Annotated in this window: 17 protein-coding genes and 1 tRNA gene; 8 read left to right on the top strand and 10 right to left on the bottom strand. The window is 45.9% G+C overall.

Annotated features, from left to right (window positions below; all coding sequences use genetic code 11):
- Positions 1 to 398: 398 nt before the first annotated feature.
- The 5 genes from BMZ72_RS08675 to BMZ72_RS08695 all read right to left on the bottom strand — a co-directional run bounded on the left by BMZ72_RS08675 (position 399) and on the right by BMZ72_RS08695 (position 10999).
- Complete coding sequence (locus tag BMZ72_RS08675; RefSeq protein ID WP_089807320.1) at positions 399 to 2546, bottom strand: aceric acid hydrolase; 2148 nt, start codon at positions 2544 to 2546, stop codon at positions 399 to 401.
- Positions 2547 to 2686: 140 nt separating this feature from the next.
- Positions 2687 to 4891, bottom strand: a complete 2205-nt coding sequence (locus BMZ72_RS08680) for an alpha-L-rhamnosidase-related protein (protein WP_089807321.1) — start codon at positions 4889 to 4891, stop codon at positions 2687 to 2689.
- Between the two features lie 12 nt (positions 4892 to 4903).
- On the bottom strand, positions 4904 to 6787 hold the full coding sequence (locus BMZ72_RS08685; protein ID WP_089807323.1) for a NosD domain-containing protein: 1884 nt from the start codon (positions 6785 to 6787) through the stop codon (positions 4904 to 4906).
- On the bottom strand, positions 6784 to 8175 hold the full coding sequence (locus BMZ72_RS08690; RefSeq protein WP_255373153.1) for an alpha/beta hydrolase family protein: 1392 nt from the start codon (positions 8173 to 8175) through the stop codon (positions 6784 to 6786). Before BMZ72_RS08690 ends, BMZ72_RS08685 begins: the two co-directional genes overlap by 4 nt.
- A gap of 61 nt (positions 8176 to 8236) precedes the next feature.
- Positions 8237 to 10999: a glycoside hydrolase family 2 protein gene (locus BMZ72_RS08695; protein WP_089807325.1), complete on the bottom strand. Its 2763-nt coding sequence runs from the start codon at positions 10997 to 10999 to the stop codon at positions 8237 to 8239.
- Between the two features lie 198 nt (positions 11000 to 11197).
- On the opposite strand from BMZ72_RS08695, the gene BMZ72_RS08700 reads away from it, so the two are divergent.
- Both BMZ72_RS08700 and BMZ72_RS08705 read left to right on the top strand, forming a co-directional pair.
- Positions 11198 to 11875 (top strand): methyltransferase domain-containing protein, encoded by a 678-nt coding sequence (locus BMZ72_RS08700; protein ID WP_089807327.1) that lies wholly within the window; start codon positions 11198 to 11200, stop codon positions 11873 to 11875.
- Positions 11876 to 11894: 19 nt separating this feature from the next.
- Positions 11895 to 12395, top strand: a complete 501-nt coding sequence (locus tag BMZ72_RS08705) for a hypothetical protein (RefSeq protein WP_089807329.1) — start codon at positions 11895 to 11897, stop codon at positions 12393 to 12395.
- A gap of 2 nt (positions 12396 to 12397) precedes the next feature.
- On the opposite strand, the gene BMZ72_RS08710 is transcribed toward BMZ72_RS08705, so the two are convergent.
- Together BMZ72_RS08710 and BMZ72_RS08715 are read right to left on the bottom strand one after the other, a co-directional pair.
- Positions 12398 to 13117 (bottom strand): DUF3891 family protein, encoded by a 720-nt coding sequence (locus BMZ72_RS08710; RefSeq protein ID WP_089807331.1) that lies wholly within the window; start codon positions 13115 to 13117, stop codon positions 12398 to 12400.
- A gap of 11 nt (positions 13118 to 13128) precedes the next feature.
- Positions 13129 to 13713 (bottom strand): DUF1543 domain-containing protein, encoded by a 585-nt coding sequence (locus tag BMZ72_RS08715; RefSeq protein ID WP_089807333.1) that lies wholly within the window; start codon positions 13711 to 13713, stop codon positions 13129 to 13131.
- A 128-nt stretch (positions 13714 to 13841) separates the two neighbouring features.
- Between BMZ72_RS08715 and BMZ72_RS08720 the strand changes: the two genes are divergently transcribed.
- From BMZ72_RS08720 to BMZ72_RS08730, 3 genes are all read left to right on the top strand, one after another.
- Positions 13842 to 14219 (top strand): hypothetical protein, encoded by a 378-nt coding sequence (locus BMZ72_RS08720; RefSeq protein WP_143087650.1) that lies wholly within the window; start codon positions 13842 to 13844, stop codon positions 14217 to 14219.
- A 102-nt stretch (positions 14220 to 14321) separates the two neighbouring features.
- Positions 14322 to 18674 (top strand): CusA/CzcA family heavy metal efflux RND transporter, encoded by a 4353-nt coding sequence (locus BMZ72_RS08725; protein ID WP_089807337.1) that lies wholly within the window; start codon positions 14322 to 14324, stop codon positions 18672 to 18674.
- A gap of 11 nt (positions 18675 to 18685) precedes the next feature.
- The gene (locus BMZ72_RS08730) at positions 18686 to 19828 is read left to right on the top strand and encodes an efflux RND transporter periplasmic adaptor subunit (protein WP_089807339.1); all 1143 of its coding nucleotides are present in this window, start codon (positions 18686 to 18688) and stop codon (positions 19826 to 19828) included.
- An 85-nt stretch (positions 19829 to 19913) separates the two neighbouring features.
- Here BMZ72_RS08730 and ung read toward each other — a convergent pair whose 3' ends face one another.
- Positions 19914 to 20585, bottom strand: a complete 672-nt coding sequence (ung, locus tag BMZ72_RS08735) for a uracil-DNA glycosylase (protein ID WP_089807341.1) — start codon at positions 20583 to 20585, stop codon at positions 19914 to 19916.
- A 93-nt stretch (positions 20586 to 20678) separates the two neighbouring features.
- On the opposite strand from ung, the gene BMZ72_RS08740 reads away from it, so the two are divergent.
- A tRNA-Arg gene (locus BMZ72_RS08740) sits at positions 20679 to 20752 on the top strand.
- 131 nt (positions 20753 to 20883) lie between these two features.
- Positions 20884 to 22080, top strand: coding sequence for a THUMP domain-containing class I SAM-dependent RNA methyltransferase (locus BMZ72_RS08745; protein WP_089807343.1), 1197 nt, complete (start codon positions 20884 to 20886; stop codon positions 22078 to 22080).
- A 105-nt stretch (positions 22081 to 22185) separates the two neighbouring features.
- On the opposite strand, the gene BMZ72_RS08750 is transcribed toward BMZ72_RS08745, so the two are convergent.
- Both BMZ72_RS08750 and BMZ72_RS08755 read right to left on the bottom strand, forming a co-directional pair.
- The gene (locus tag BMZ72_RS08750) at positions 22186 to 23112 is read right to left on the bottom strand and encodes a helix-turn-helix domain-containing protein (protein WP_089807345.1); all 927 of its coding nucleotides are present in this window, start codon (positions 23110 to 23112) and stop codon (positions 22186 to 22188) included.
- Between the two features lie 15 nt (positions 23113 to 23127).
- A complete protein-coding gene (locus BMZ72_RS08755) occupies positions 23128 to 23859 on the bottom strand; it encodes an alpha/beta fold hydrolase (RefSeq protein WP_089807347.1) in 732 nt (243 codons plus the stop codon).
- 241 nt (positions 23860 to 24100) lie between these two features.
- On the opposite strand from BMZ72_RS08755, the gene BMZ72_RS08760 reads away from it, so the two are divergent.
- Positions 24101 to 24820: a class I SAM-dependent methyltransferase gene (locus tag BMZ72_RS08760; RefSeq protein WP_089807349.1), complete on the top strand. Its 720-nt coding sequence runs from the start codon at positions 24101 to 24103 to the stop codon at positions 24818 to 24820.
- Positions 24821 to 24998: the final 178 nt, after the last annotated feature.

A 24998-nucleotide genomic window follows, 5' to 3' on the forward strand; every position in this document is an offset into this window, starting at 1 on the left:
CCAAATCAGGCACATGCAAAACAAGGAGAATTAGTGAGAAGATGGCGAAACACAAAGAAAAAGAGTCCTGAATCAGGATTAACAGTTGATACTGTCAACCAGATCCAGGACTAAAATCAGCAAAAAAAACTTCTCCAGGATTATATTTTAATATTGTAAAATTCAAACGGATTATCTCACCAAAACCGTAAACCTATATCAGGACAAGACAACCTGAACACGTTACAAGCAGGTATGTCGATGAAGTGCTTTCACGACTCTGGAACCGGCGGACTTCTTCACTTATACTTTTTTAACACTTTTGCCTTCTTAACCGGATTACGGTCTTTGTCTCAGGCATACTTTTGTCCTTATATCCGTCCTGTTAGGAATAATTCCTAATTATTAATTCCTCATTCCTAATTCCTTCCCACTGGCAGCCATACGCTCATGTCACTCTGCCCTCTGTTTGCCCAGGCGTAGTAAGGTATCAGGGTGATGGTGTGAGGGCGGGAATCGTTATTCAGGGGCTGATAGAGCGCCTTATTCCAGTTATTGGAAGGGATAAGGCGAGCAACTCCTTCGAGGGCTATAATACGCCCGTTTGCGATTTGCATGGGGCGAGGCCGGAAGTGGATGCTGGAAGGGATCAGGATGTTGGCCAGGGACTGGTCTTTTAAATCAGGGGATTCAAGACAGTATACGACCGGACCTCTTTTGATGGCGACCTGGTTGCGGGTCTCCTCTACGAGGGGATTGGCAGTGATCAGGGTGGCCGGCATGTCGAGGGTGAGGGTGATTTTGTCACCAGGCGTCCATTGGCGTTTTAGCTTGTAGTAGGAAGCGGGGGTGATAGATTGGGTGAGCGGCTGAGATGTTGATTGAGTTGACGAATGGGCTGATGATGGGACTTGAGATCTGTCGGCTGATTGTGTGCCTGCTTTATTGGATGAATGAGCGTTTGTCTGTGCGATTGCCTGGCTGACAGGTTGGCCGTTGATCTTAATGCCTGCCTGCTGACACCAGCCGGGTATGCGCAGGGCAATGTCAAAAGGGGTGGCAGGTGCTTCTTTGATGATAATATCAATTGTGCCGTCCCAGGGGTAGTCCGTTTGTTGTTCCAGACTGAGGGTACTGCCGTCTTTGAGGGTTGTTTTGAGCTGATTACCTCCATATAAATCGATATAGATACCGTTATCATCCAGACTATAGAAGTAATTGCTGACTTCAGCGATAGTGCGGACAGTATTCGGGGGACAACAATTGGATAAAGCGATGTAAGGTTGCCGGCCACCCATCCAGCGTAGCTGGTAAGGGAAGTCACGGGAAGCTGCCAGGGGATTGGTGTAGAAAAAGTCTTCTCCGTTCATGCTCACACCACTCAGGATACTGTTGTAAAGCGTGAGTTCTACTATATCAGCATACTTCGCGTCTCCGGTCAGCTCCAGCATACGGCGGTTCCATAACAGGTTACCGATATTGGCGCAGGTTTCGTTATGGGCAGATAGATTGGGCAACTGGTAATTTCTGCCGTAAGACTGATGTACCTTCTGTACCGTGTCAGGATTGTAGGAAATACCATCTACGGATACGCCGTCATAAAGAGCACCGCAACCACCAGTGACATACATCTTTTTGTTGATAACGTCGTCCCAGAGAAGGTTGAGAGTACCTAGTAAAGAAGTATCGCCGGTTTCGGCGTATACGTCTGCAACGCCTGCCAGCAGATAATTAGCCCTTACAGCATGTCCGGCTATTCTTTTCATGTCACGGAAAGGAACACGATCGGAGTTGTCGTCCGTGCCTGCTGTTAGTCCGCGGATATCAATCAGTTTACGGGCAAGTGCCAGGTATTTCTTGTCATTGGTCGTTCTGTAGAGTTCTATGATACCCATGTAGTGAGATGGACAGATGGCATTACGGGCCTGCTCAGGACTGATCGTATCGTAAAACCCTATCAGGAAATCAGTGGCTTTCTTGGCGACCTCCAGCAGACTGGTTTTGCCGGTTGCCCGGTAATGAACACAGGCAGCAGTCATTAAATGACCAAAGTTATAGGCTTCAAAACTGAGTTTATCGTCAAAGAGGTGTTGCTTACCGGTTTGTCGTTGTTCGATAATGGATTTGGTATATACGTAGCCATCTTTTCGTTGGGCTTTGGCAATGACGTCAATCGCTTCATCCATCATACGGTCCAGCGCAGGATCTTTGGTAACGGCGTATAAGCCCGCTACAGCCTCCAGTGTTTTGTAGAAATCACCGTCATGGAAAGAAGGACCGACAAAGGTACCGGTATCCAGTCCGGCGGCAATTTCAAAGTTCCTGAAGGAATGACATTTCTCTGCATCATGGTATGTTTTCCAAAGTGCAGGCACCATAGTGTTTTTACATACTTCGTAGCGCTCCGCCCAGAAGCCTTTTGTCCATTGTACACTGCCCATGTCAATACTATGCAGACGTGCATATGGGCTGCCGCTCGTGTTGATCAGTCCTTTCTGTGCGAATGACATATCGCACGTTATCATAAGGATCGTCAGCAACAGGAGAACTTTATTTGGTTTTTGCATATTGTTCCGGTTTTGGCACCTGATAGTTTACTAAATAACTGAATGGTGAGAAACAAGACGCTATTCAGTTTCTGCATGTAATTTCGATGCGGGCAACTGATAGTTTACTTCGTAGCTGAATAGTCAGCAGCGGAAGGCCCTCATTTAGCTTTTGTACCTTGTTCCGGTTTAGCTACCTGATAATTGACTACGTAACTGGTGGCGGGTTGCATCGTCATTTCATACCAGCCATCTCCCTTATTCACTACCGTGCCCGTTTTACATACTGGTTTTGTTTTACTGCGAAAACGCAATAAGCCGGTACCGGCAGCAGTCGTGATCTTCATTTCCTTTGTGCTGCAATAAAGTGCGATATCACCTTTAGGTGTAGGCACCTTTCCTTCCATCCATTGTAATCCACCCAATGCCGGTTGTATGGTGTAGGTATTGTATCCTGCAGAAGTAGGTTTTACACCGAGATAGTATTTACCTAACAGATACAGCGGACTCGCCCCCCATGCATGACAAAGACTTCTGCCAAATGCACGGCCATACATCGCATAATGCTGCACGCCAGTTTCTGCGGGATTGTAAACTTCCCAGAAACTGGTAGCGCCCAGTTTCAGCATACCACCCCAGTAATCTTTCATTTCCTTCAGCACATAATCCTGTTCGCCCATGGCGCAAAGTGCTTCCAGTTCGTAGAAGCGCATATAAGGCGTGGTGATCTTCTGTATGCTGTCGTTTAGTAAGACGGAGTGTTTTACGGCATTCTTTTGTTCAGCGCTGAAGTAGTCATAGAAGATGGCGAACATATTTGCATAACGGGTAACGTTGGCAGTCTGCTGACCATCTACCATGCTATGCACCAGGGCTTGTTTATCCTGATTCCAATACAGGTCAAAGAGTTGTTTTTTCAGGGTTGCGGCATATTGATGATACTTTACTGCATCAGATCTATCACCAACAAGATCAGCACAAAGTCCCATGGTTTCCAGACTACGGCATAGCAACAGTTGCTCAAAGCTGATGGCCCCTTTTTTACTAAGTCCGTCTGCCCAGTCAATGAATACCCAGTCACCGGACAAACCCTGCATCAGACCTTCTTTATTTCTTCTGCCCAAACAATATTCCATCATGCTCTGCATGCGTGGGTAGAACTGTTTAATAAAAGACTGGTCACCGGTATAGAGATAGTAATCATATATACTGAGGAACCAGTAAAAGGTATAATCCATAATGGTATTGATATGGCTGGTCACAGGATCTTTCCCCCGTAAGGCGAGAATAGTTCTTGATACCGTAGCATTATCAAAATACAGGTAGTAGTTCATCAGGTAACTCTGATAGGCATCACCACTCCAGACCCACCTGTCACGTTTGATACCATCGATAAAGAATTCGCGGGTATTCAGTTCGAAGGTATATTTTGAGATATCGTAGATACGATTAACTTCTTCATCAGAGCAACGGAATTGTCCTCTCTCCTTTAGCCCTGCATGTTCGTACATCATGGAAATACTATCTACTTTTACATCCCCACTCGTAACGATATTGACATAACGGAATGCCTTGGAAGATGGCATCAGGGAATCTGTTTTAGCCTGCTGTCTGAAAGAGCAAAGATCGTAGGTCTCCGCAGCTTTTGCATTCAACGCTTCCTCTTTACTCTCCCCATAGTATAAGGTTACGTTACCGGTGCCCTGCACACCATGCAGGCGAATAAAGCCAAAGGTTTCTTTTCCGAAATCTACAAGTGTACCACCGTTATTTCTATTTGTGCTGACAGCATATTGTGGCGTCACCGGTAGTTTGCAGGCAGAGGGTAGTTCCTGCGAATGGTCAAAGTTCCAGCTACCTGCGTTCAGCCATTTGGTCGCAGACACATCAGAGGCTTTACCTGTTTCGTCAATCCATTCTTTATCTTCAAAGGTGACCAGCCAGCTGCTGTCAGACACGATCGTTTTACCTGCTACATAGATAGCCGGTACGTTTGCCTGATTAAATACTTTGATATTGATGCGGTGATGACCGGATGGTACGGTGATCTGTTGCGGATTGCCTTCTAATCCGCGGCCATCAATCTTAACGTTATAAGCACCTTCTGTATAGATCTTCACTTCTTCAGGGGCAGTCAGGTCGAAATCCTTATGAAAATCTATCAGCGGATAATGACTGTCATATTTCCAGAATACAGGATAGAAGGTATTTCTCTCTGTACGACGGTTCTGCATGTTATTACTCAGCCAGATCTCGAAGTCACCGGGATACCAGATCCAGGTGGAGCGGGATTGTGCCAGCATATCCTGACAAAATACAAATAAGGTAATAAGCAGCGGGCAGGCTTTCAGCATGTTGTTTTTCATAATCCGTGTCCGTTATTGATGATGTTGATTGATCGCTTGTGTTGGATGTGGTGCTGCCTTTTCAGACAGCAGATATCGGTAAGCAGGTTCCAGTCCGGCAGTTTGTTTGGTACTATCGTTTACCTGCGGACCATTATCTTCCCATACATTATCAGGTCCGTTAGCGTTCTGCAGGAACTTCTCTGCCGGACACCAATTATGTGTTACCGTATAATAAGCAGTGCCTTCATCTGTATACAGATAAAACCAGTGTGTTGGAATGTGTGCGTATGGCGCTTTGTAGATACTGTCGATATAATTGTAACTGATCACAGATCCGGGTTGAGCGGATAAAGTGTAAATACCCGCCACATCGTACATATGCCGGGCATAGTGATGAATTTTATTGCTGACAATCCTGTTATTGTGCATGACGTTATCGGTCTTTGTCCATCCCCAGCCAACGCTGATACCGGTATAAGAAACTTCATTGATCTCATTATGTGCGATCGTCACATCGCTGACATAACCGGCGCTGATTCCCAGTGTACCCCAGTCTTCATTGGTGACGTTTGTGACCAGGTTGTTCATCACCTGTATATGACGACATACTGCCCTTCTGTCCTGCGGATTATAAGGGAGGTGTGTTTCCATGGCTTCATCTGAGTACATACCCAGCTGAATACCTGTTCCACCGATATCTTTAAACAGATTTGCGCTGATGGTATCATAATGGCAACCGATACGGTAATCCAGGCCTGTTGAAGCCAGGTGTTCGAAACGGCAATCGCTGAAGGTGAGATGATCACCATAAGACACATCCACCGCTGCCGGAGGACGACCTATCCATGCCTGATTTTCCAGTCCTTTTTTATCCGGCGTACCGGGTATTTCCAGTTTATAGGCATCCAGCAGATAGAGTCCTGCCTGTAAGGGTACATGTCCCTTTTGTGAAGGACGCAGCCAGGAAGTATGTTGAAATGCAATGCCTTTTAAGGTGATATGTGATACAGGATGATCGATGGTGCCCTGTATGATGAGCAGTGATTCTAATACAGGCGCGGTAACAACAGCACGGGACATATCTTCCTGCGGACGGGGCATATAATAGACCTGTTGCACTTTTGTATCGAGATACCATTCACCCGGTTCATCAAGGAAGGTAAAGGCGTTTGTCAGCCAGAATGCAGAGTTCCCTGATTCTTTGGAGATCCAGGGAGCAGGCCATGGATGTGCGGACTGTATTTTACTTTCCGGTTGATGGAAAGTCAGCAGTGTACTATCACTCTGTACAGTCATACTTTTAATACGAAGATTCGCAATAGCCCACCATTGATGAATAAACATTTCGAGTCCGGAAGCCTTGTTGAGTCCGCGGAGATGGGAAGAAGGTATCCAGCAGCTACCCGCCTGGTGATCCCAGGAAAGGATGCGGCGCATACTATCACCATTGGTATCTTTTGCGCGAACAGCTTTTATATTATTGACCCAGAGCTGGCGGAAACCGAGGGTTTCATTACCAACTGCACGAACATCCGCCACCCATATTTTACGGTTGCTGTTAAGCGGCCGCCAGTCGCCGATACGGATACCACCACTGAATACAGGATGTTCGCCGTCAGCAGCTTCAATGATAGTGGGGCATTCCGGCGTACCGGCATCTTCCGGACGGATAAACACCGGTTCATATAATGTGTAGGTTCCTCCTTTTATGATGATATGTATACCACCTTGTATGGAGGCGTCCTGTAGTCTTCTTAATTCTCTTGCCTGTTGTAAAGCTGCGCTTAAAGTTGCTTTTGGTTGTGCGCTGGTACCGGGGTACTGATCATTCCCGGTAATGGCAACATAGATATTCGCAGCATCTGCGGATAAGGCACACAGACAACAGCAAGTGATGATCCACCATTTCCTCATTGTGCCGTAGTTATTGCCTGATTCCAGACCTTTTCCAGTTGTGCGAAACCATGGATTGCACCTGCCGGCAGGCGTTCTCCTTTTTCTCCGAATACATACATGGCAACAGGCTGCTCAATAGTGATCTTTGATTCATCAGCAGCCGCGCGGTTCAGACCAAGGTACTTTGCCATGAAGTCGTAGACGGCGGTTCTTTTATTGATACCGAAGTCATGTCCTTCAGTGGGCAGGTGTACGTTGCTGACATTATCTGTCTTACCATAGTAGCCATAGATCTTTTGCAGATAAGGGAAATCGTGTTCAGGTGTTTTATCGGTCCAGTCACCACCATCACTCACCAGTAATTGCGGATGCGGCGCTGCCATGGCCGCGATTTCTACATTGTCGGTACGATTGCCACAACCATGGATCGGCATACCACTCTCACAGGGACAACCTCCATAGAAATAAGAACTGATGGCCACCACAGGAGCACTCACTTTAATACGATCATCCACTGCGGACATCAGTACGGTATGGCTACCAGCACCTGATCCACCGGTGATACCGACACGGGAAGTATCAGCATCTTTCAGTGAAAGCAGGTAGTCCAGTATACGTACGGAACTCAATGCCTGTATGGTCATGGAGAGACTTTTACGGTGATCCGCTTCTTCAAATTGCAGCTGGGATTCTCCCCAGGCAAAGAGATCATAGCTAAAAGCCATGGCGCCCATACGGGCGAGTGCGGCACAACGGTACTGACAGTCGGGACGATAACGTTGTTGTTGCCAGTGACCATCCGGATTTAGGATCACGGGTATTTTGCCTTTATATTTTGCCGGTTTGTATAAGGAGCCGTTGATATATACACCGGGTAAGATCTCGATAGCGATATTACGTACGGTATAGCCATCATACTTTCTTTCTGCTGTGATGATCGGAGCCGATGCAGGAGCAGCAGGCAGGTGTGCCAATTGCAGGGCTTCCAGCAGACAGGGTTTGAGCTGTGCTTTGCGTTGTTCCCATTCCTGTTGGTTGTTATACTGTGCAGCTATTCTATCCAGTTCGGCCCAACCATCGGATACCGCCCAGCGGTAGTATTCGTATTCACTCAGCTTATAGAGGCCCTTGTCTTTTTTCACTTTCAGGTCAAGCGGAGATAAGATATTTTCCAATGTGGCTTCTAATGTGGGCCGGTATCGCCAGTCGGCATAAGCGACATATTTATCGGCGACCAGTTTTTCATTGTAGCGGATCTGTACGCCAAACTTCTTTTCAACATCCGCCAGTACGGTTTTCAGTGGTCGTCTGTAAGCGCTGTCGGAAGTCTGCTGTGCATGCAGACGGGTATAAACAAAGAGGACGCAGCCCATGAAGAGCAGCAAAAATTGCATCGTTTTTTTCATAACATGGCATTATGCGAAATGGAATCTAAAGTAAAATCACAGCGCAATCATCCTATGCTGTCTACTTATCGGAGAAGTCGAAGTATAGTACGATCTGTAATGCGCGTTCCGGTTCTTTCTCATAATCATAGAATATGTTTTTCTGTCCCATAGGACCGGTGGTTTCATTTCGCTGGGTTTTAGTGCCTATACTACTGATGCCCTGCATAAATGAGATATCGCCACCGGGGAAGATGGGTTCATAGTTATGCCACTGGTCTGTTTTCCAGGCAGGTGTGAATAAGCGCAGGAACAGGCCTTCATTCTCTGTATAAACCCTGATATACTGCTGATATGTCTGAAAATCGCACCAATACATATTGGCATAATATCCTTTGAATTCCGGGTAGTTCCAGCTCTCTCCTGTTTCGGTATTGTTGTAGTCCTTGTGCCAGGTATCGAAACGGGTGCCTTTTAAACGGTTTTTCCAGACTCTGTAAGGCCCATCTCCCATATAATCAACACTGAGGATATCGGACTCAGGAAAAGAGAAATTAATGCCCACTAATGAGGTAAAATAAGCGCCGGGAAAATAACGCACGATCATTTTCACTATACCGGATGGATAGATGGTCCATTGGAGGGTGTTATAGCTTTGTTTGCGGTCAAAAGTGGAACTGATGACCAGGTTCTTTCCTTCATAGCGATGGGTGAAACCGGCAAAGTTGTTCTCCCCGTCCTGAATAATGGGACCGTTATTGAAAGGAAGTGTCCGGCCATTATTACGGACCTTCTTTAAGAGACCATTGTGTTTATTAAATGTCAATACGATGCTTTGAGAACTTACTGTCCAGAGGGTATCTGCTTCTTCGAATAAGACTTCGCCGCTACCGACCGTATCGATATATCTTTGAACGACCTGGGCAGGCGTCACAATAGGGAAACTCCAGGTAAACAGCTCATGCTTATCTTTATCCCTGGCGGTAACGTAAAGCACATCATAAGAAGACCAGTTGGCAGGCAGCTGTATTTGCAGCTGGCCTTTTTGCAGTGGCGCCACATCAGGCGCTGTGATGGCAATTGAATCCCTACGTTTTGTTGCAGGGCCGGCGAATGTAGCTGAGAAGGTGCACTGATTCAGATTCGTGAATGCGTAGCGGTTTTCAACGTGTAGCACGCCATCAAATGCAGGCGTGATCACTCTTCTTTCCACATAAACCGGGCACCAGACTTCCTTAATAGTAAAAAAGCTGCCTTCCTTTTCATGATGCGGACCGACGATACCATCTGCACCTCTGTGATGATCGGTATCCAGGGAGTCATGCAGGTCTTTTCTCACTACGCCCTGATCTGCAAAGTCCCAGAGGAAACCGCCCGCACTCAGTGGGTTATGCCACATCTTTTCCCAATAGTCTTCCAGACCTGCACCATGACCACCATCAAACTGTCCGTGGAGAAATTCAGTTGGCATGACGATCTCTTTGCCATTTTCATAGTTAGCGATGCCATAGTTGTATTCGCGGTAGTGTTGTGTTTCAATACCGTTAAATAATTGCCATGGATGCACGACGGGACGTTGTTGCGGGTCCTGCTCCGGAAACAGGTGATCCAGTGCTTTATTGTGTCCGCCTTCATTGCCATTCGCCCAGATAACGATAGATGGATGGTTCACATCGTGTGTGAGCATCTCTTTCACCAGACTCGTACCTGTTTCGGTATCATAGTTCCCGTGCCAGCCTGCCAGTTCGTCCATCACATATAATCCCAGGGAATCGCATACATCGAGGAAATGAGCATCCGGCGGATAGTGGGACATACGTACGGCGTTCATGTTCATCTCTTTGATGAGTAGCACATCTGCTATACTGATCGCCTTGCTGGTTGTACGGCCGCTTTCAGGACGAAAGGAATGGCGGTTCACGCCTTTAAATTTCATTTTGACACCATTGACATAAATACCATCGCGTTGTCTGAGGGTAACTGTCCGAAAACCGATCCGCTGGCGAATGGTATGGATGATTTTATTATTATCCAGCAGAGAAAATTCAGCGGTGTATAGTGTTGGCGATTCTGCAGACCACAACTGTATATGATCATAGGTTGCGTCGAGTTGCAGGGAAGTACCGTTGATGGATTTTGTCTGTAAGGGACCGACTTTCCGGTGTTCTTTATCATACAACTGCATCGTTACCTGTGTAGCTGTTGAAGCATGCAATTGCATATCCGCATGTAACACACCGGCTGCGGTGGCATTCACTTTCACCAGTTCAATATGTTGTGCCGGCAGGGCTTCCAGGAATACGGGCCGGAAGATGCCGCCGAAGATCCAGAAATCCGCCCTGCGCTCAGCTGCATTGACAGACTCATTCGCAGAATGCTTTGCTACGCTCACTTCCAGCAGGTTTTTAGCCTTGCCGTATTGCAGTAAGGAGGAGATATCATATTTAAAAGCATAGAATGCGCCCTGGTGTACCGGACCAGCAGCTACACCATTGACTTTTACCGTGGCATCTGTCATTACGCCTTCAAAAACGATATTCACCTTTTTACCTTTCCATGCAGCTGGTACCTGAAAGGTATATTTATATAAGCCACTCTCCTTTCCACGGAGACTGTCTTTTGCAAAACCGTAGTCATATTTACCAAAGCCCTGTAACTCCCAGCAGGAAGGCACGGGAATAGTCGTCCATTTACCCGCATTGCTGCCAGCGGTACAGAAAAACTGCCAGTTCACTGTATGATCACTCCCCGTACCGGAGAGGTATTGTATTTCAGTGGATTGCGCCATGGCTTGTAGTGCCATGACGAGAAAAGTCAGACATATCAGTGGAATTCGTTTCATCATCCGTGCTTGATTTAAAGATAGCAGGCGGAGAACAAGATAGTAAAAAATCCTTTGCAGAAATAGAAAGCATGTGCTTTAAATGTAAAAAAGACACCAATATGAAGAAATCAGTAATAAAGAATCTGTAATTAGTTATGCACAGCGTTTTAAATATCTGAAAATAGGTTGAAATTTGCCCCGCATCAGTACGATAGGTCCATGAAACTGTTATCTGAATCAGCGTTAATCACCTCTGCCATAGTCGCCAATAACCGTATGAACCGGGAGCGTAATGCCAGTGGCGTCAATAGTTATGAACAGGAGTTTAAGTTCAAACCGGAAGCCTTGCTGGCAGCTTACATTCAGCAATATGGCTATGTCAAATGGCTGGACATCTGCTGTGGTCAGGGGAAAGCGTTGATACAGGCGGCCAGTCAGCTGGCAAAGAACCAGTTACAGGATAAGGCGGCGTTAAGTGGTATGGATCTTATTGATGGGTTCTGGCCTGTACCTGACGGTGTTAACTGTTTATCTTTTGCTATACAATCGGCTGTCAGCTGGGAACCATCAACACCATACGATCTCATTACCTGTGTACACGGCCTGCACTATATGGGAGATAAACTGCTTGTATTATCAAAGATATTCGCAGCTATCAGCGAAAACGGTGTGTTCTATGGTAACTTCGATGTGAATAGTGTGATCATCACCGGTGCCGGCAAAGATTATCTGAAAAAGATCTTCCGGCAAAACGATATACAATACAATGCCAGAACGAAAGTGCTGCATTGTAGAGGGCCAAGAGCGGTCAGTTTTGAACGGGAATACATAGGAGCTGATGACCAGGCTGGACCTAACTATACTGGTCAGGAAGCTGTTACCTCTTATTATAAATGATTATTATAAATCAATACCCATGCCAACAGATACATTATATAAAACAAATGGTGCATCAGTAAAATGGAGAATAGCAGTAGCGGTTATCGTTGGTATATTGTCTTCCTTCGTATTAGGGCATTATTATGCAATGGCGTCTGCACATACCAGATTCAGGACACCGTTGACAGTATTCGTCATTATTATACTGGCGCTGGTGTTCCTGTTTAAATGGATACGGAGTTATACCAGGAATGCGAACCAGCAGGTCCTCTTTATTTTGGCCGGACTTTGTTGTTATATCTGCTGGGTAATAAGCTGGGACATACATGCCGCTGGCGGACTGCACGAATCTTCAGAACTGGAGATGCTTGTCAATCCGACCCTGCTGGTCAGAAAAATGAATGAACGTTTTATTTATCTGAGCAGCACAACAGGGAACAGTATATTTTACCGACCTGTGTTATTACGGCTGATTTATCTCGGGGAATTTGCTTCATTTGTATGGCTGGCGAAGTATATGTCATCCAGGAAAGCATAAACTTACTTTTCAAATATCCAGGTCCTGAACTCAAGTGGCGCAAGCAGTAATGCCTCTTTGAACTGTGCGGCACTTTTATACGCTAACGCAGGCAATAATCGCTTTTCATATTGCACCTGAAACTGATCTGGTTTGAAAGGCCAGGGGCGCACTGTTAATGTATGCGCATCTTTCTGGATAAGCTGATACTTCTTCTTATCAGGTCCCCGGCTGATATCCACCGCACGGTGCTCCGGCTGATTCTCACGTTGACACAACAACAATGAAAGGGCATCACACCATTCCAGCAGCGCATAGTCCCTATCGGCCTCAGCGGATGTCATTTTCAGCTGATGCCTCCACTTCACACGTTCCTTTTGTTGTTCTTTCAGAAAAGCTGTTACGCGTTTATCACAGTTCTTCCCGCATACAAATTCCAGGTGCATCGAGCAAAGTAAGGCTATGTAGCTGCTCTTGCTAAGCGCAAGATTAATAGTATTTATACAATGATCTATTGTTATCTCACGCATCTTAAAATCCACCGGACCACCTGAGGCAGTAAGCAGATCCGCTCCGTTGAGCTCTGTCTGTCCGTCATCATGTTCAGCTATCGCCATCAATGTTTCCAGCCAGCGATACGTTTTTATATTATCATTCCAGTTATATGCAATTGCTGCTGACAACATACCATGGGCACGTTGTGTAATAATCTCCCAGCCTTCACTTGTATAGTTCACTATCATCTGCAGACTACTTATATCTTATTCAATTGAAAATATCCCAAATGGATTTCATCGATGGCGCTATTGTCGGCAGGCGTCAGCCGGATCTGATAATGGGCCGTTTCTTCCGGGGCCAGCAGATCGTCAATACGGTGTACCTCATCTACATCTATCCCATATTTCTCATCAATGTGCGTATTCGCCCCTTTTATGGAAGCAATTGCATTCGTTTTAAAGAAATCTGTCCGTTTAGCAGCCTTCATTGCGCTTGTGCGGTCATCCTGTACTGTCAGCAGCGTATAATGTTGTTCTTCCAGTTTACCGGACTGATATCCACCCAGGTTAATAAAAAATAATTTCCTGGTGGAGGGCATCAGGGTCTCTGTTCTGGGAATGATCGTCACATCATATCCGTCTACACTGGTTACTTCGCGCCACCCATCAATATGCAGGCTATTACCTGCTTCCGGCCAGAAAGCCTTCATTCGGGGAACCAGGTCCCGCAGACTGGCGGCAATTCCAAAGAAATAATCGTGCTGTTCCACATTACGTCCCCTCGCTCTGGACCCTAATAACACCATAAATAGCTTTAGTGAATTGTCTGATGCCTGTTGCATGTCAAAAAAAATATAATTATAAGAGGATCAGTACAATTGTCAGACCATTCATCACATTAACTCCTTATACAGGCATATTTTTTATCTATGCCCTTGGATAAACCGGCATATGGTTTAATTTTGCCGCTGTGAGAAAAGTATGCCTTTACATACTGGTAATATTTATGACAGTGGAAACTACTTCCCTGGATCAGTTTCTGAAGCTGCCGGTGCTGTTTGAGCACTTTAAGGAGCATCAGGAGCGTGATCCGAAGGTGAGTCTGCTGGAATTTCTCGCTATGCACTACTGGGGACAGGACCTGGACGACAATGACAACGCCAGGGATAATCAGCTCCCATTCAAAAAAGTCAATATCAATATCCACCAGGTACTGATCGTACGTTTTACTGCTGTACCACAGATCATTGCGGCAGAACAGATCCTCCCACGGACATTTACAGCTTATAAGGACCAATATCACCCGGATCCTAACCTCACTTCTCCTTTCAGACCGCCCTGCGCCTGATTTGCCCACATTTTATTTATTCAATGCGTTGACCTGATACAGCGGGATTATCTCCGTTAGTGTCCTGCATTAACTTTCCAGCAATTTATTCAACAGCAAATCATGCTCGATAAGATCATTCAGTTCTCAGTTAAAAACAAACTGGTAATTGGGTTATTCATGCTGCTATGGATCATCTATGGCATCTTTGAAGTGACCCGTCTGCCAATTGACGCCGTACCTGATATCACCAACAACCAGGTACAGATTATTACAACCGCACCCGCTTTAGGTGCACAGGATGTGGAAAGACAGATCACCTTTCCCATTGAACAGGCTATCAGCAACATTCCGCATCTCAAGGAAAGCCGCAGTTTGTCCCGATTCGGATTGTCACTGATCAGTGTAGTATTTGAAGACGACGCGGACATTTACTGGGCCCGCCAGCAGGTAACAGAAAGACTGCAACAGGTCGAGATCACAGAGAATGCCCGAAAACCTGAACTGGCCCCAGTTTCTACTGGTCTGGGGGAAATCTACCAGTATGTGTTACGGCCGGAGCCCGGTTATGAAGGCAAATACAATCTTGCAGACCTGCGTACCATACAGGACTGGCTGGTGAGAAGACAGCTGCTGGGTACAAAAGGCGTGGCAGATGTATCCACCTTTGGCGGGGAGTTAAAACAATATGAGGTCGCTATCAATCCCTATCAGTTAAAATCACTGGGACTGACCATCAATGACGTCTTTACTGCATTACAGACCAATAACCAGAACACCGGCGGTGCCTATATAGAGAAAGGGCCGACCGTGATGTATATCCGTAGTGAGGGGCTGGCGGGCAGCATTTCAGATATCGAGAATATCGTCGTAAAAAATACTTCTGCCGGCGTACCTGTATTGATCCGGCACGTAGCCAGTGTCAGAATGGGCGCTGCTACCCGTTACGGGGCGCTTAATTATAATAATACCGGTGAAGTGACCGGGGCCATCGTGATGATGCTGAAAGGGGAAAACTCCTCTGAAGTGATCCGGAATGTGAAACAACGCATTGCTGAGATCCAGCAAACGTTACCGGAAGGACTGCGTATAGAGCCTTTCCTGGACCGTACCAAAATGGTGAACAATGCGATCGGCACCGTAGAGCATAATCTGCTGGAAGGTGCGCTGATCGTGATCTTTGTACTGGTGATCTTCCTGGGTAACCTGCGGGCAGGACTGATCGTAGCATCTGTTATCCCTTTATCCATGCTGTTCGCCATCATTATGATGAACACCTTTGGCGTGAGCGGTAACCTCATGAGCCTTGGAGCACTGGACTTCGGGCTGATCGTAGACGGTGCAGTGATCATTGTGGAAGCGATCCTCCATCACCTGCACTTCTCTAAAAAGTATCAGCATATAGACAAGTTATCGCAGGAGGAAATGAATGCGGAAGTAGCCGGTTCTTCTTCCCGTATGATGAATGCGGCGGTATTCGGACAGATCATCATCCTGATCGTTTATCTGCCTATTCTCTCCCTGCAGGGCATCGAGGGTAAAATGTTCAAACCAATGGCACAAACCGTCGCGTTTGCCATTATGGGGGCCTTTATCCTGTCCTTAACCTATGTGCCAATGGTGAGTTCTTTATTTATCAGTAAGAAACTCACACATCAACCAAACCTTTCAGACCGTGTAATGGATAAGCTGGAGCGGATCTATCAGAAAGCACTGGCCAGGGCCTTACGCATACGTAAGACGCTCGTGGCTTTTGCTTTCGGCTTATTTGCACTGGCGATAGTCATATTCAGCAGAATGGGAGGTGAATTCATTCCGCAACTGGAAGAAGGCGATTTCGCCGTAGAAACAAGGTTACTGATCGGTACGAACCTGAGTACGACGATTACCACTTTCCAGCAGATCTCTGGTTTGCTGAAATCTAAATTCCCGGAAGTAGAGAAGATCGTATCCCGCATCGGTAGTGCGGAAATACCGACAGATCCTATGCCGATCGAAGGTGGAGATATGATCATTGTATTGAAAGATAAATCTGAATGGACCAGTGCGAAAAGCTTCCAGGAGATGGCAGATAAAATGTCCGCGGTGGTGCAGAATGCGATCCCTGGTGTGACGATGGGCTTCCAGTTCCCCGTACAGATGCGTTTCAACGAACTGATGACGGGCGCCAAGCAGGATGTGGTGTGTAAGGTATTCGGAGAAGACCTGGATCAGCTGGCGAAATATGCGGAACAGATCGGCAATATCAGTAAGACCGTAAAAGGTACTGCGGACTGGTATGTGGAGAAAGTAACCGGTATGCCACAGGTGGTGATCCGTTATAACAGAAATGAGATCGCGAAATACGGGCTGAATATCGATGAAGTGAACCGTACGGTGAATGCAGCCTTTGCAGGCGCTGCTGCCGGACAGGTTTATGAAGGTGAAAAAAGATTCGACCTGGTAGTGAGAGTGGGCAATGAAGGCCGCCGTAACATTGAGGATGTACGTAACCTGATGGTCGCTACCTCCACCGGCAACCAGATCCCATTGTACCAGGTAGCGGCTATTGATGAAATAGAAGGACCGAATCAGATCCAGCGTGAGAATGCCAAACGCAGAATTACAATCGGCTTTAACGTGAGAGGAAGGGATGTACAGTCCATCGTAGAAGAATTACAGCATAAGATCAACAGTAAAATAAAACTCGAACCAGGTTATACCCTTACCTATGGCGGTGCTTTTGAGAATCTGCAACAGGCGAAAAAACGCCTGAGTATTGCGGTGCCTGTATCGCTGCTGCTCATTTTTGCGATGTTATACTTTGCCTTTTCTTCTGTGAAAGAAGGAGCACTGATCTACACAGCGATCCCCTTATCTGCTATCGGGGGTGTATTTGCACTGGCGATACGCGGCATGCCTTTCAGCATCTCTGCCGGTGTCGGATTTATTGCATTATTCGGCGTAGCCGTACTAAATGGTATTGTATTGATTTCTGAATTTAATCGTATCAAAAGCGAAGGACGTATCACTGATACATTGGAACTGGTGATGCAGGGTACCCGTAACCGTCTGCGGCCGGTACTGATGACCGCTGCGGTAGCCTCTTTAGGTTTCCTGCCAATGGCACTGAGCGATGGTGCAGGAGCAGAAGTACAGCGACCACTGGCAACTGTGGTCATCGGTGGATTACTGACGGCGACCCTGCTGACCTTATTTGTATTACCGGCGTTGTATCTCTTATTTGAAGGAAAGAAAAAAGTGACTGTGAATAAGACCGTGATCATCGCGGGTATCTTATTCCTGAGCATTCCTGCTGCAAAGGCACAGGAGCGTCCGGTAGGATTACAGGAAGCCATCAACATTGCGATGCAACATAACATGCAGGCTGCGAATGCCCGTTTGAATGAGAAAGCAGAAAGCATGCGGCAAAGGACCGGTGTAGATCTTCCTAAAACACAGTTAAATGCCGACTACGGAAAGATCAACAGTATCAACAATGATAACCGCTTTGGTATTACACAGGCGTTGAGTTTTCCAACAGTCTATGGTCATCAGAAAAAAGCCTTAAAAGAAAACTATCTGGCAGCACAGGCACAGACGCAATTAGCTGAGCAGGATATCCGTGCGAATGTCCGGAAGGTGTTTTATGACTGGGTATGGTTGTATGAAAAGCAACAGTTGTTGCAGTACGCGGACAGTATCTATCGTTTATTCGAAGAAAAAGCCACCCTGCGTTTTAAAACGGGCGAAACGAACATACTGGAACAGACGACAGCCGTATCTCACCGGCAGCAGATTGCGAACCAACTGGAGATGTTGTCTTCAGATATACAGATGACGACAAAACAATTCAATTTGCTGTTGGGTGATAGTATTACGTATCAGCCATCTCCGGACAGTATCCGGCTGGTGTATAATACGGTGGCGGATACCGCTTTCAGTCAGCTGCCACAGATCAAATCCCTGGAACATGCTTCAGCCGCTGCGCAATGGCGCTGGCGGACGGAGAAGTCAAAATTATTACCGGACTTCTTTGTGGGTTATAACAACCAGAGTATTAACGGGCTGCAAAACGTGAATGGGCAGGAGGTATTTTATGATAACAGCAAGCGTTTCAGTTATGTGAATGCGGGCATCAATATTCCGTTGTTCTTTGGCACACAGCGGTCCAGGGCAGCGGCTGCACAGGTAGACTGGCAACTGGCGCGTCAGCGGACAGACTATGCCCTTTTACAGACGCAAACGGAATGGCAGAATGCACAGATACAGCTGCGGAAGTATGCGGCGAGTCTGCAATACTACCAGACGAAAGGGCTGGAGAATGCGGCGGCCATCATTACAACAGCCGATAAACAATTTGTAGGCGGAGAGATCGATTATCTGCAATGGGTGATCCTGGTGGACCAGGCCATTGGCATCCGGAATGAATATCTCGATATGCTGAACAACTATAACCAGTCTGTCATACAGGTACTGAAACTACAAAATAGCTAATTCAACAAGACATGCACAAATATCTCTTTTTATATGTCCTTTTCCTGGCTGCGTGTAGCAGTCATGAAGCCTCCAAAGCACCAGCAGCTACCGGGGCTGCGCCAGCAACAGATGACAGCAGCGCTGTTAGTCTGACGCCGGACCAGATCAAAAACGCCGGCATCGAGATCGGTACGCCTTCCACAGCAGCTGTCAACGGTACACTGCGTTTACAGGGTACGATCGATGTACCCCCACAGAGTACTGTCAGCGTCAGCTTTCCATTGGGAGGTTACCTGAAAAGAACGGACCTGTTGCCAGGTACACATGTCCGCAAGGGGCAGGTACTGGGTGTACTGGAAGATATGCAGTTCATCCAGTTACAGCAGGATTATCTGCTGGCGAAGGAAAAATTCAGCTTTGCGGAGACAGAATATAAGCGTCAGCAGGAGCTGAATGCCAGTAAAGCCAGCAGTGATAAGGTATTCCAGCTGGCGAAGGCAGAGATGGAAAGTCAGCGTATTACCATGCAGGCGCTGGGCCGTAAACTGGAGCTGATCGGGATAGATCCGACCCATTTACATGCAGGGAATATCTCTAAAAGCGTCAATATCTACTCTCCTATCAATGGGTTTGTGGCAAAAGTGAATGTGAATATCGGGAAATACACCTCTCCTACGGATGTGTTGTTTGAGCTGGTGGATCCCAGCGATATCCATCTATCCCTCACAGTATTCGAAAAGGACGTCAATAAGCTCTCTATTGGCCAGCAGGTGATTGCATATACCAACGAGCACCCTGACAAGAAATATGAGGCGGAAATCCTGCTTATCAGCAAAAACCTGGATGCAGAACGTATGGCGACCATTCACTGTCATTTTAAGCAGTTTGACGCTTCTTTATTGCCCGGTATGTTCATGAATGCGGAAGTAGTGGTCAACAATGTGACGGCCCTGACGGTGAGTGAAGCGGCGATCGTACGCTGGGAGAATAAGTTCTATGTTTTTGAGGATAAAGGCAACAACCTGTTTAAAATGGTCGCTGTGACCCCGGGGAATGTATATGAGGGAAAGGAGCAGTTTTCAGCACCAGGTATTACAGAATCGACAAGACTTGTTACTAAAAATGCATATGCACTGTTGATGAAGATGAAAAACAGTGCAGAAGAAGAATAGTTGAACCTACACCAGTACACGTAAACAAAACACAAAGGCCCGCCATCCGGCGAGGCCTTTGTTGTTTTTATCTTATACCCGCAGACTATAAACGCCAGTCCACCGGTTCGATACCAGCTTTAGACAGCAGTTCATTAGCCTTTGAGAAGTGTTTACATCCAAAAAAGCCTTTATCTGCACTAAAAGGCGACGGGTGGGCTGCTTTCAGGATATGGTGTTTGGTAGCGTCGATCAAAACCTGTTTATCCTGTGCAAAACGTCCCCAAAGGATAAATACCACGTTTTCCTTCAAATCAGACACTTTCCGGATCACGGAGTCCGTAAAGCTCTCCCAACCTATTTTACTATGAGAAGCGGGCTCGTTTGCCCTTACAGTGAGCATAGCGTTGAGTAGCAGCACCCCATTATCGGCCCATTTGGTCAGGTTGCCTCCCTGCGGGATGGGCAGACCCAGATCTTCTTTCATCTCTTTATAGATATTTACGAGGGATGGCGGGGGCTTGATACCATCCTGTACAGAAAAACATAATCCGTGGGCCTGATTGGGACCATGATAGGGGTCCTGGCCCAGGAGAACGACCTTTACCTTGTCAAAGGGGGTATGCTCGAATGCATTGAAAATCAGGTTTCCAGGAGGATAAACAGTACTTCCTACGGCTTTTTCATGCTTGAGTGCCATGACAATTTGTTCGAAATAGGCTTTGTGAAATTCGTCTTTGAGGACCTCCTTCCAACTGGGTTCAATTTTGACCTCCATATTTTTTTTTAAAATTTATTTTGAATTAATGGATTTTTACATAGATTTGCACTCCCAAATGAAACGCTAATGTATGGCAAAAATTTGGAAAACGGACCGGTAGCTCAGTTGGATAGAGCAACTGCCTTCTAAGCAGTAGGTCAATGGTTCGAATCCATTCCGGTTCACAAAAATAAAAGAGGCTATCAAATTGGTAGCCTCTTTTTTTATCTCAACTTTATCGATCTCGTCATCTTTCGTCGGCTTGTATTTCCTTTCTGTTTTTTACAAGCAACCTGAAATTTTACTTTCGTACAATATGAATATTTATACCACCCCTGGGGCTGTTACCATCACCTGTCATAAGCGAAACGCACTTTATCTGGAACAGGAGATAAAGGATCTTGGCTTTGACCAGACAGAAACTTTTGTTACTGGTGTAAGGTTAAAAGCAACAGTAAATGAATGTATCAGGCTCAACCTGAATCTCCGTTGCGCCAGTCAGGTGTTATATAGTCTTCAATCTTTTGACGCAGGTAATGCGGATGATGTGTACAATAATATTCACCAGTATCCCTGGGAAGAGATCTTACCTGATGACGGTTACTTTTCTATTACCAGCAATGTCAGCAACGAAAGCATCAATAACAGCATGTATGCCAATCTACGCGTGAAGGATGCCATCATTGACAGGATGCGTGAAAAAACAGGAAAACGTCCCTCTACCGGCGCAGCCTTAACGGGCGCTGTGATCCATTTGTTCTGGAAAGATGAGCATGCCGAAATATTTATTGATACGTCGGGGGATTCACTGGCCCGTCATGGGTACCGTACAATATCCGGCCCTGCGCAGATGCTGGAATCACTGGCTGCTGCAACCATTTATGCTTCCCGCTGGGACAGGGTGAGCCCATTTGTGAATGTTATGTGTGGTTCCGGTACTGTTGCTATTGAAGCTGCAATGATCGCGACTAACCGCAGACCTGGTCTGTTCAGGACCAACTATGGTTTCATGCACCTGCGGGGTTATAATATACAGGTATACCAGCAAGAGGATGCCCGGCTTGAAGAGCAGATCAAAGAAGTACCGGGTCTTCGAATTATTGCTACTGATCACAGTACAAAAGCCATTGAGAGTGCCCGTAAGAATGCTGTGGCAGCCGGTGTGGGCAAGCTGATAGAATTTGCTGTCTGTGATTTTACTGCCACAAAGGTACCTCCTGGTGTGCCCGGTGTCTTTTATGTCAATCCTGAATACGACGAGCGATCAAATGAAATAATGGTATTGGAAGAAACATATAGTCGTATTGGTGACTTTATGAAACAAAAATGCGGTGGTTATTTTGGCTATGTATTTACCGGTAATCTTGAATTAGCCAAAAAGATCGGCCTGAAAGCTAAACGACGTATAGAGTTTTATAGCAGTACTATTGACTGCCGCCTGCTGGAATATGAATTGTACAGTGGTACCCGTACGGAACCAAAAGTAACAGAAGCTCCGCTTACTACAGCGTAAACCGGTATTTGTGTACATATTTTAAACATCCTGTTAAGTGATCTGCAGCATTTACAGGTTAATGCCTCGTCAGACATTTCTTCCTGAAAGTTGTAAGAAAGCGCCTCAGTTCGAGGCGCCTAATTGTTTTTTATATTCCAGTGGTGATAAATTAGTTTTTGCCCTGAACAGGCGGCTAAGAGATTGTGGATGCTCAAACCCCAGCACGTATGCGATTTCACTTACAGAGCGTTCAGTTGTTGACAACTGTTCTTTCACATGCTCAATGACCCTATCCTGGATGTAGTGCTGTGTACTCTTTCCTGTCAGTAGTTTCAGTAAGCTACTCAGATAACCCGGTGAGACATTGAGGGATGAAGCGATGTACTGCACAGTTGGAATACCCCTGGTTGAAAGATGTTCCTGATGGAAATACTCATCCAACAGATTTTCCAGGCGCTCAAGCATAAAATGACCTGACTTTTTGCGGGTAATGAACTGACGTTGATAAAACCTGTCGGCGTAGGTCAGCAGTAATTCAAGTTGCGCGAGGATGACCGCCTCACTGAATTTGTCAATGTTGTTTTTATATTCCTGCGCCATAATTTCCATAATGCCCTGAATGGATCTTTGTTCCTTATCAGAGAGGAATAATGCTTCATTGACTGAATAACCGAAATATTCGTATTGGCGGATTGATTTTGACAACGGCGTTTTCCAGAGAAAGTCCGGATGAATAAGTAATATCCAACCGGAGCGGTCGATCGGGTCCGCACTCAGCAGCTCTACTTCGAATACCTGTCCGGGGGCCATGAAAAACATGACGCCTTCTTCAAAGTCTCCGGACTGCTGCCCATACTTCATATTGCCTTTAAATTCCTTATCCAGCAGTATCGTGTAAAAATCAAAAATAAAGCTCATACTGGCTTTACAGGGCAGCGTGACAGACTCATAGTCTACCACGCTGATCAGTGGATGTTCAGGTTTGGGAAGTCCCATCACCTTGTGGTATTCACTGATTGTTTTTATACTATGGACCACCTTTTTTTCCATACCCTAAGTTACTAATTAATGCTCCGTGATTGCTTCCAGCTTTTTAACAAGGTTTTCCGGTTGTTCGCGCATGGCGTAGTGTCCGCCTTCGAGAGAATAAATTTTCCAATTTCTTTCCTTTGCTCTTAACAGACCCATTTTATCATGAGCGGGACTTCCTTTCCCGTCTTTGGTCATCTGGACAAATGCCGCAGGGATCTTCCGGGCAAGAGGATTGCTTAGTTTTACCGGCTCCGTAAAAGTATTAAGTGGCTGAGGAACATCTTTTGGAGTAGTTCCAAAGGGATAAAGTACCATGCCATCCCTGATATTTCCCTGGGTCATGGGCGCCCACAGATCACCACATACATCTTTAGCGCTTTCTCCGTCATTGGGTACCATAGCATCCAGATAAATGAGTTGTTTAATGCGGTCGGGCACCTGCTCTGCTACACCGGAAATCACCATTCCACCGTAACTGTGTCCTACGAGAATGACATTATGCAGGTCTTCAAATTGCATAAGGTTTTTGATGTCATTGATATAGGTGGTCAGGTTGATGCCTGGGTTTGCCAGATGGACCCTTTCTCCGAGTCCGGTAAGTGTAGGACGATAAACGACGTTTCCGTGTGCGCTTAAAATAGCGTCCACTTTTGCGTAGTCCCAGCCCCCATCCCAGGCGCCAGGAACGAAAAGGTACGTATTGTGCTGTTGTCCATGGCAGATGGATGAGATAGCGATGCTTAAGATGGAGATCAGTTTTTTCATGTATTCATGTTTTGTGGGTACAAAGTTGGCATGTCTTGTAGTGGGGGGCCTAACCGAATCGGCTTTTGTTGTAACAAAATGTGGGGTGTCATGGAATACTGCATATTTTGAGTATAACGGCTGAATACGCTAATTCAATGCGTAGTAAGCAGCTACTTTTGAAGAGTAATCACAACAAGTTTTTAGAAATACTGTCAATACATGTCATGGAAAGTGCATATATTCGCCTGCCGTATAAATTATGAAACAACATTCACTTCTTCGTAGAATATATTTCTGGTATAGAGAACGTTACTTCTGGAAACTCAAGAAACAATCCGTCAAAGAAATTTTTTCTGACATCTACAAAAATAATGACTGGGGCGGTGAACCAGGAGAGTTCTATTCTGGAGACGGTACCTATAGCCCCAATATTCCATTATATGTAAATCTTGTAGAATCCCTGATTAAGGAGAAAAACATCCAGTCTGTGTTAGATATCGGATGTGGTGATTTTCGTGTCATGTCTCAGGTGGTGGAGAAGGTGGATATCAACTACACCGGCGCTGATGTGGTGCCTGACCTGATTAAACGTAATCAGGAGAAATTCGCTAATGCCAGGATTCAGTTTATGGAGCTCAATGCGGTAGACGACGAACTACCAAAAGCAGATCTGGTAACGATAAGGCAGGTACTTCAGCATTTGAGTAATGACCAGATAACGAAAATACTTGGTAAATTAAAAGCCTTTAAATATGTTTTAATAACCGAACACGTGTTGATAGGCGATGATGTCGTACCTAATTATGACAAAATCCCCGGTCCACATATCAGATCCAGGTCATTTTCCGGTGTCTTTATTGACCAGCCACCATTCAATATCAAAAACTCGAAAGTAGTACTTGATATTCGTGAAGATGAGCCTATCAAAGGAAAATTACATCCTGCTATGATACGTAGTTATCTGGTTGAAAATAAGTAACACTCATTTAAAAAGTGCTTATATCCTATTCTAATTATATTGATCAAAAACATTGAAATACATTCCTGACCGTTGTATGAAATGACCCAATACCACTGTATATTTTAATAACACCACATCACAACTGAAAATAGCTATACCAATTGTACCCAAAGCAGTATGGATACTATTGCTCATG

It is taken from the genome of Chitinophaga sp. YR627, from assembly GCF_900114995.1.
Classification (GTDB): domain Bacteria; phylum Bacteroidota; class Bacteroidia; order Chitinophagales; family Chitinophagaceae; genus Chitinophaga.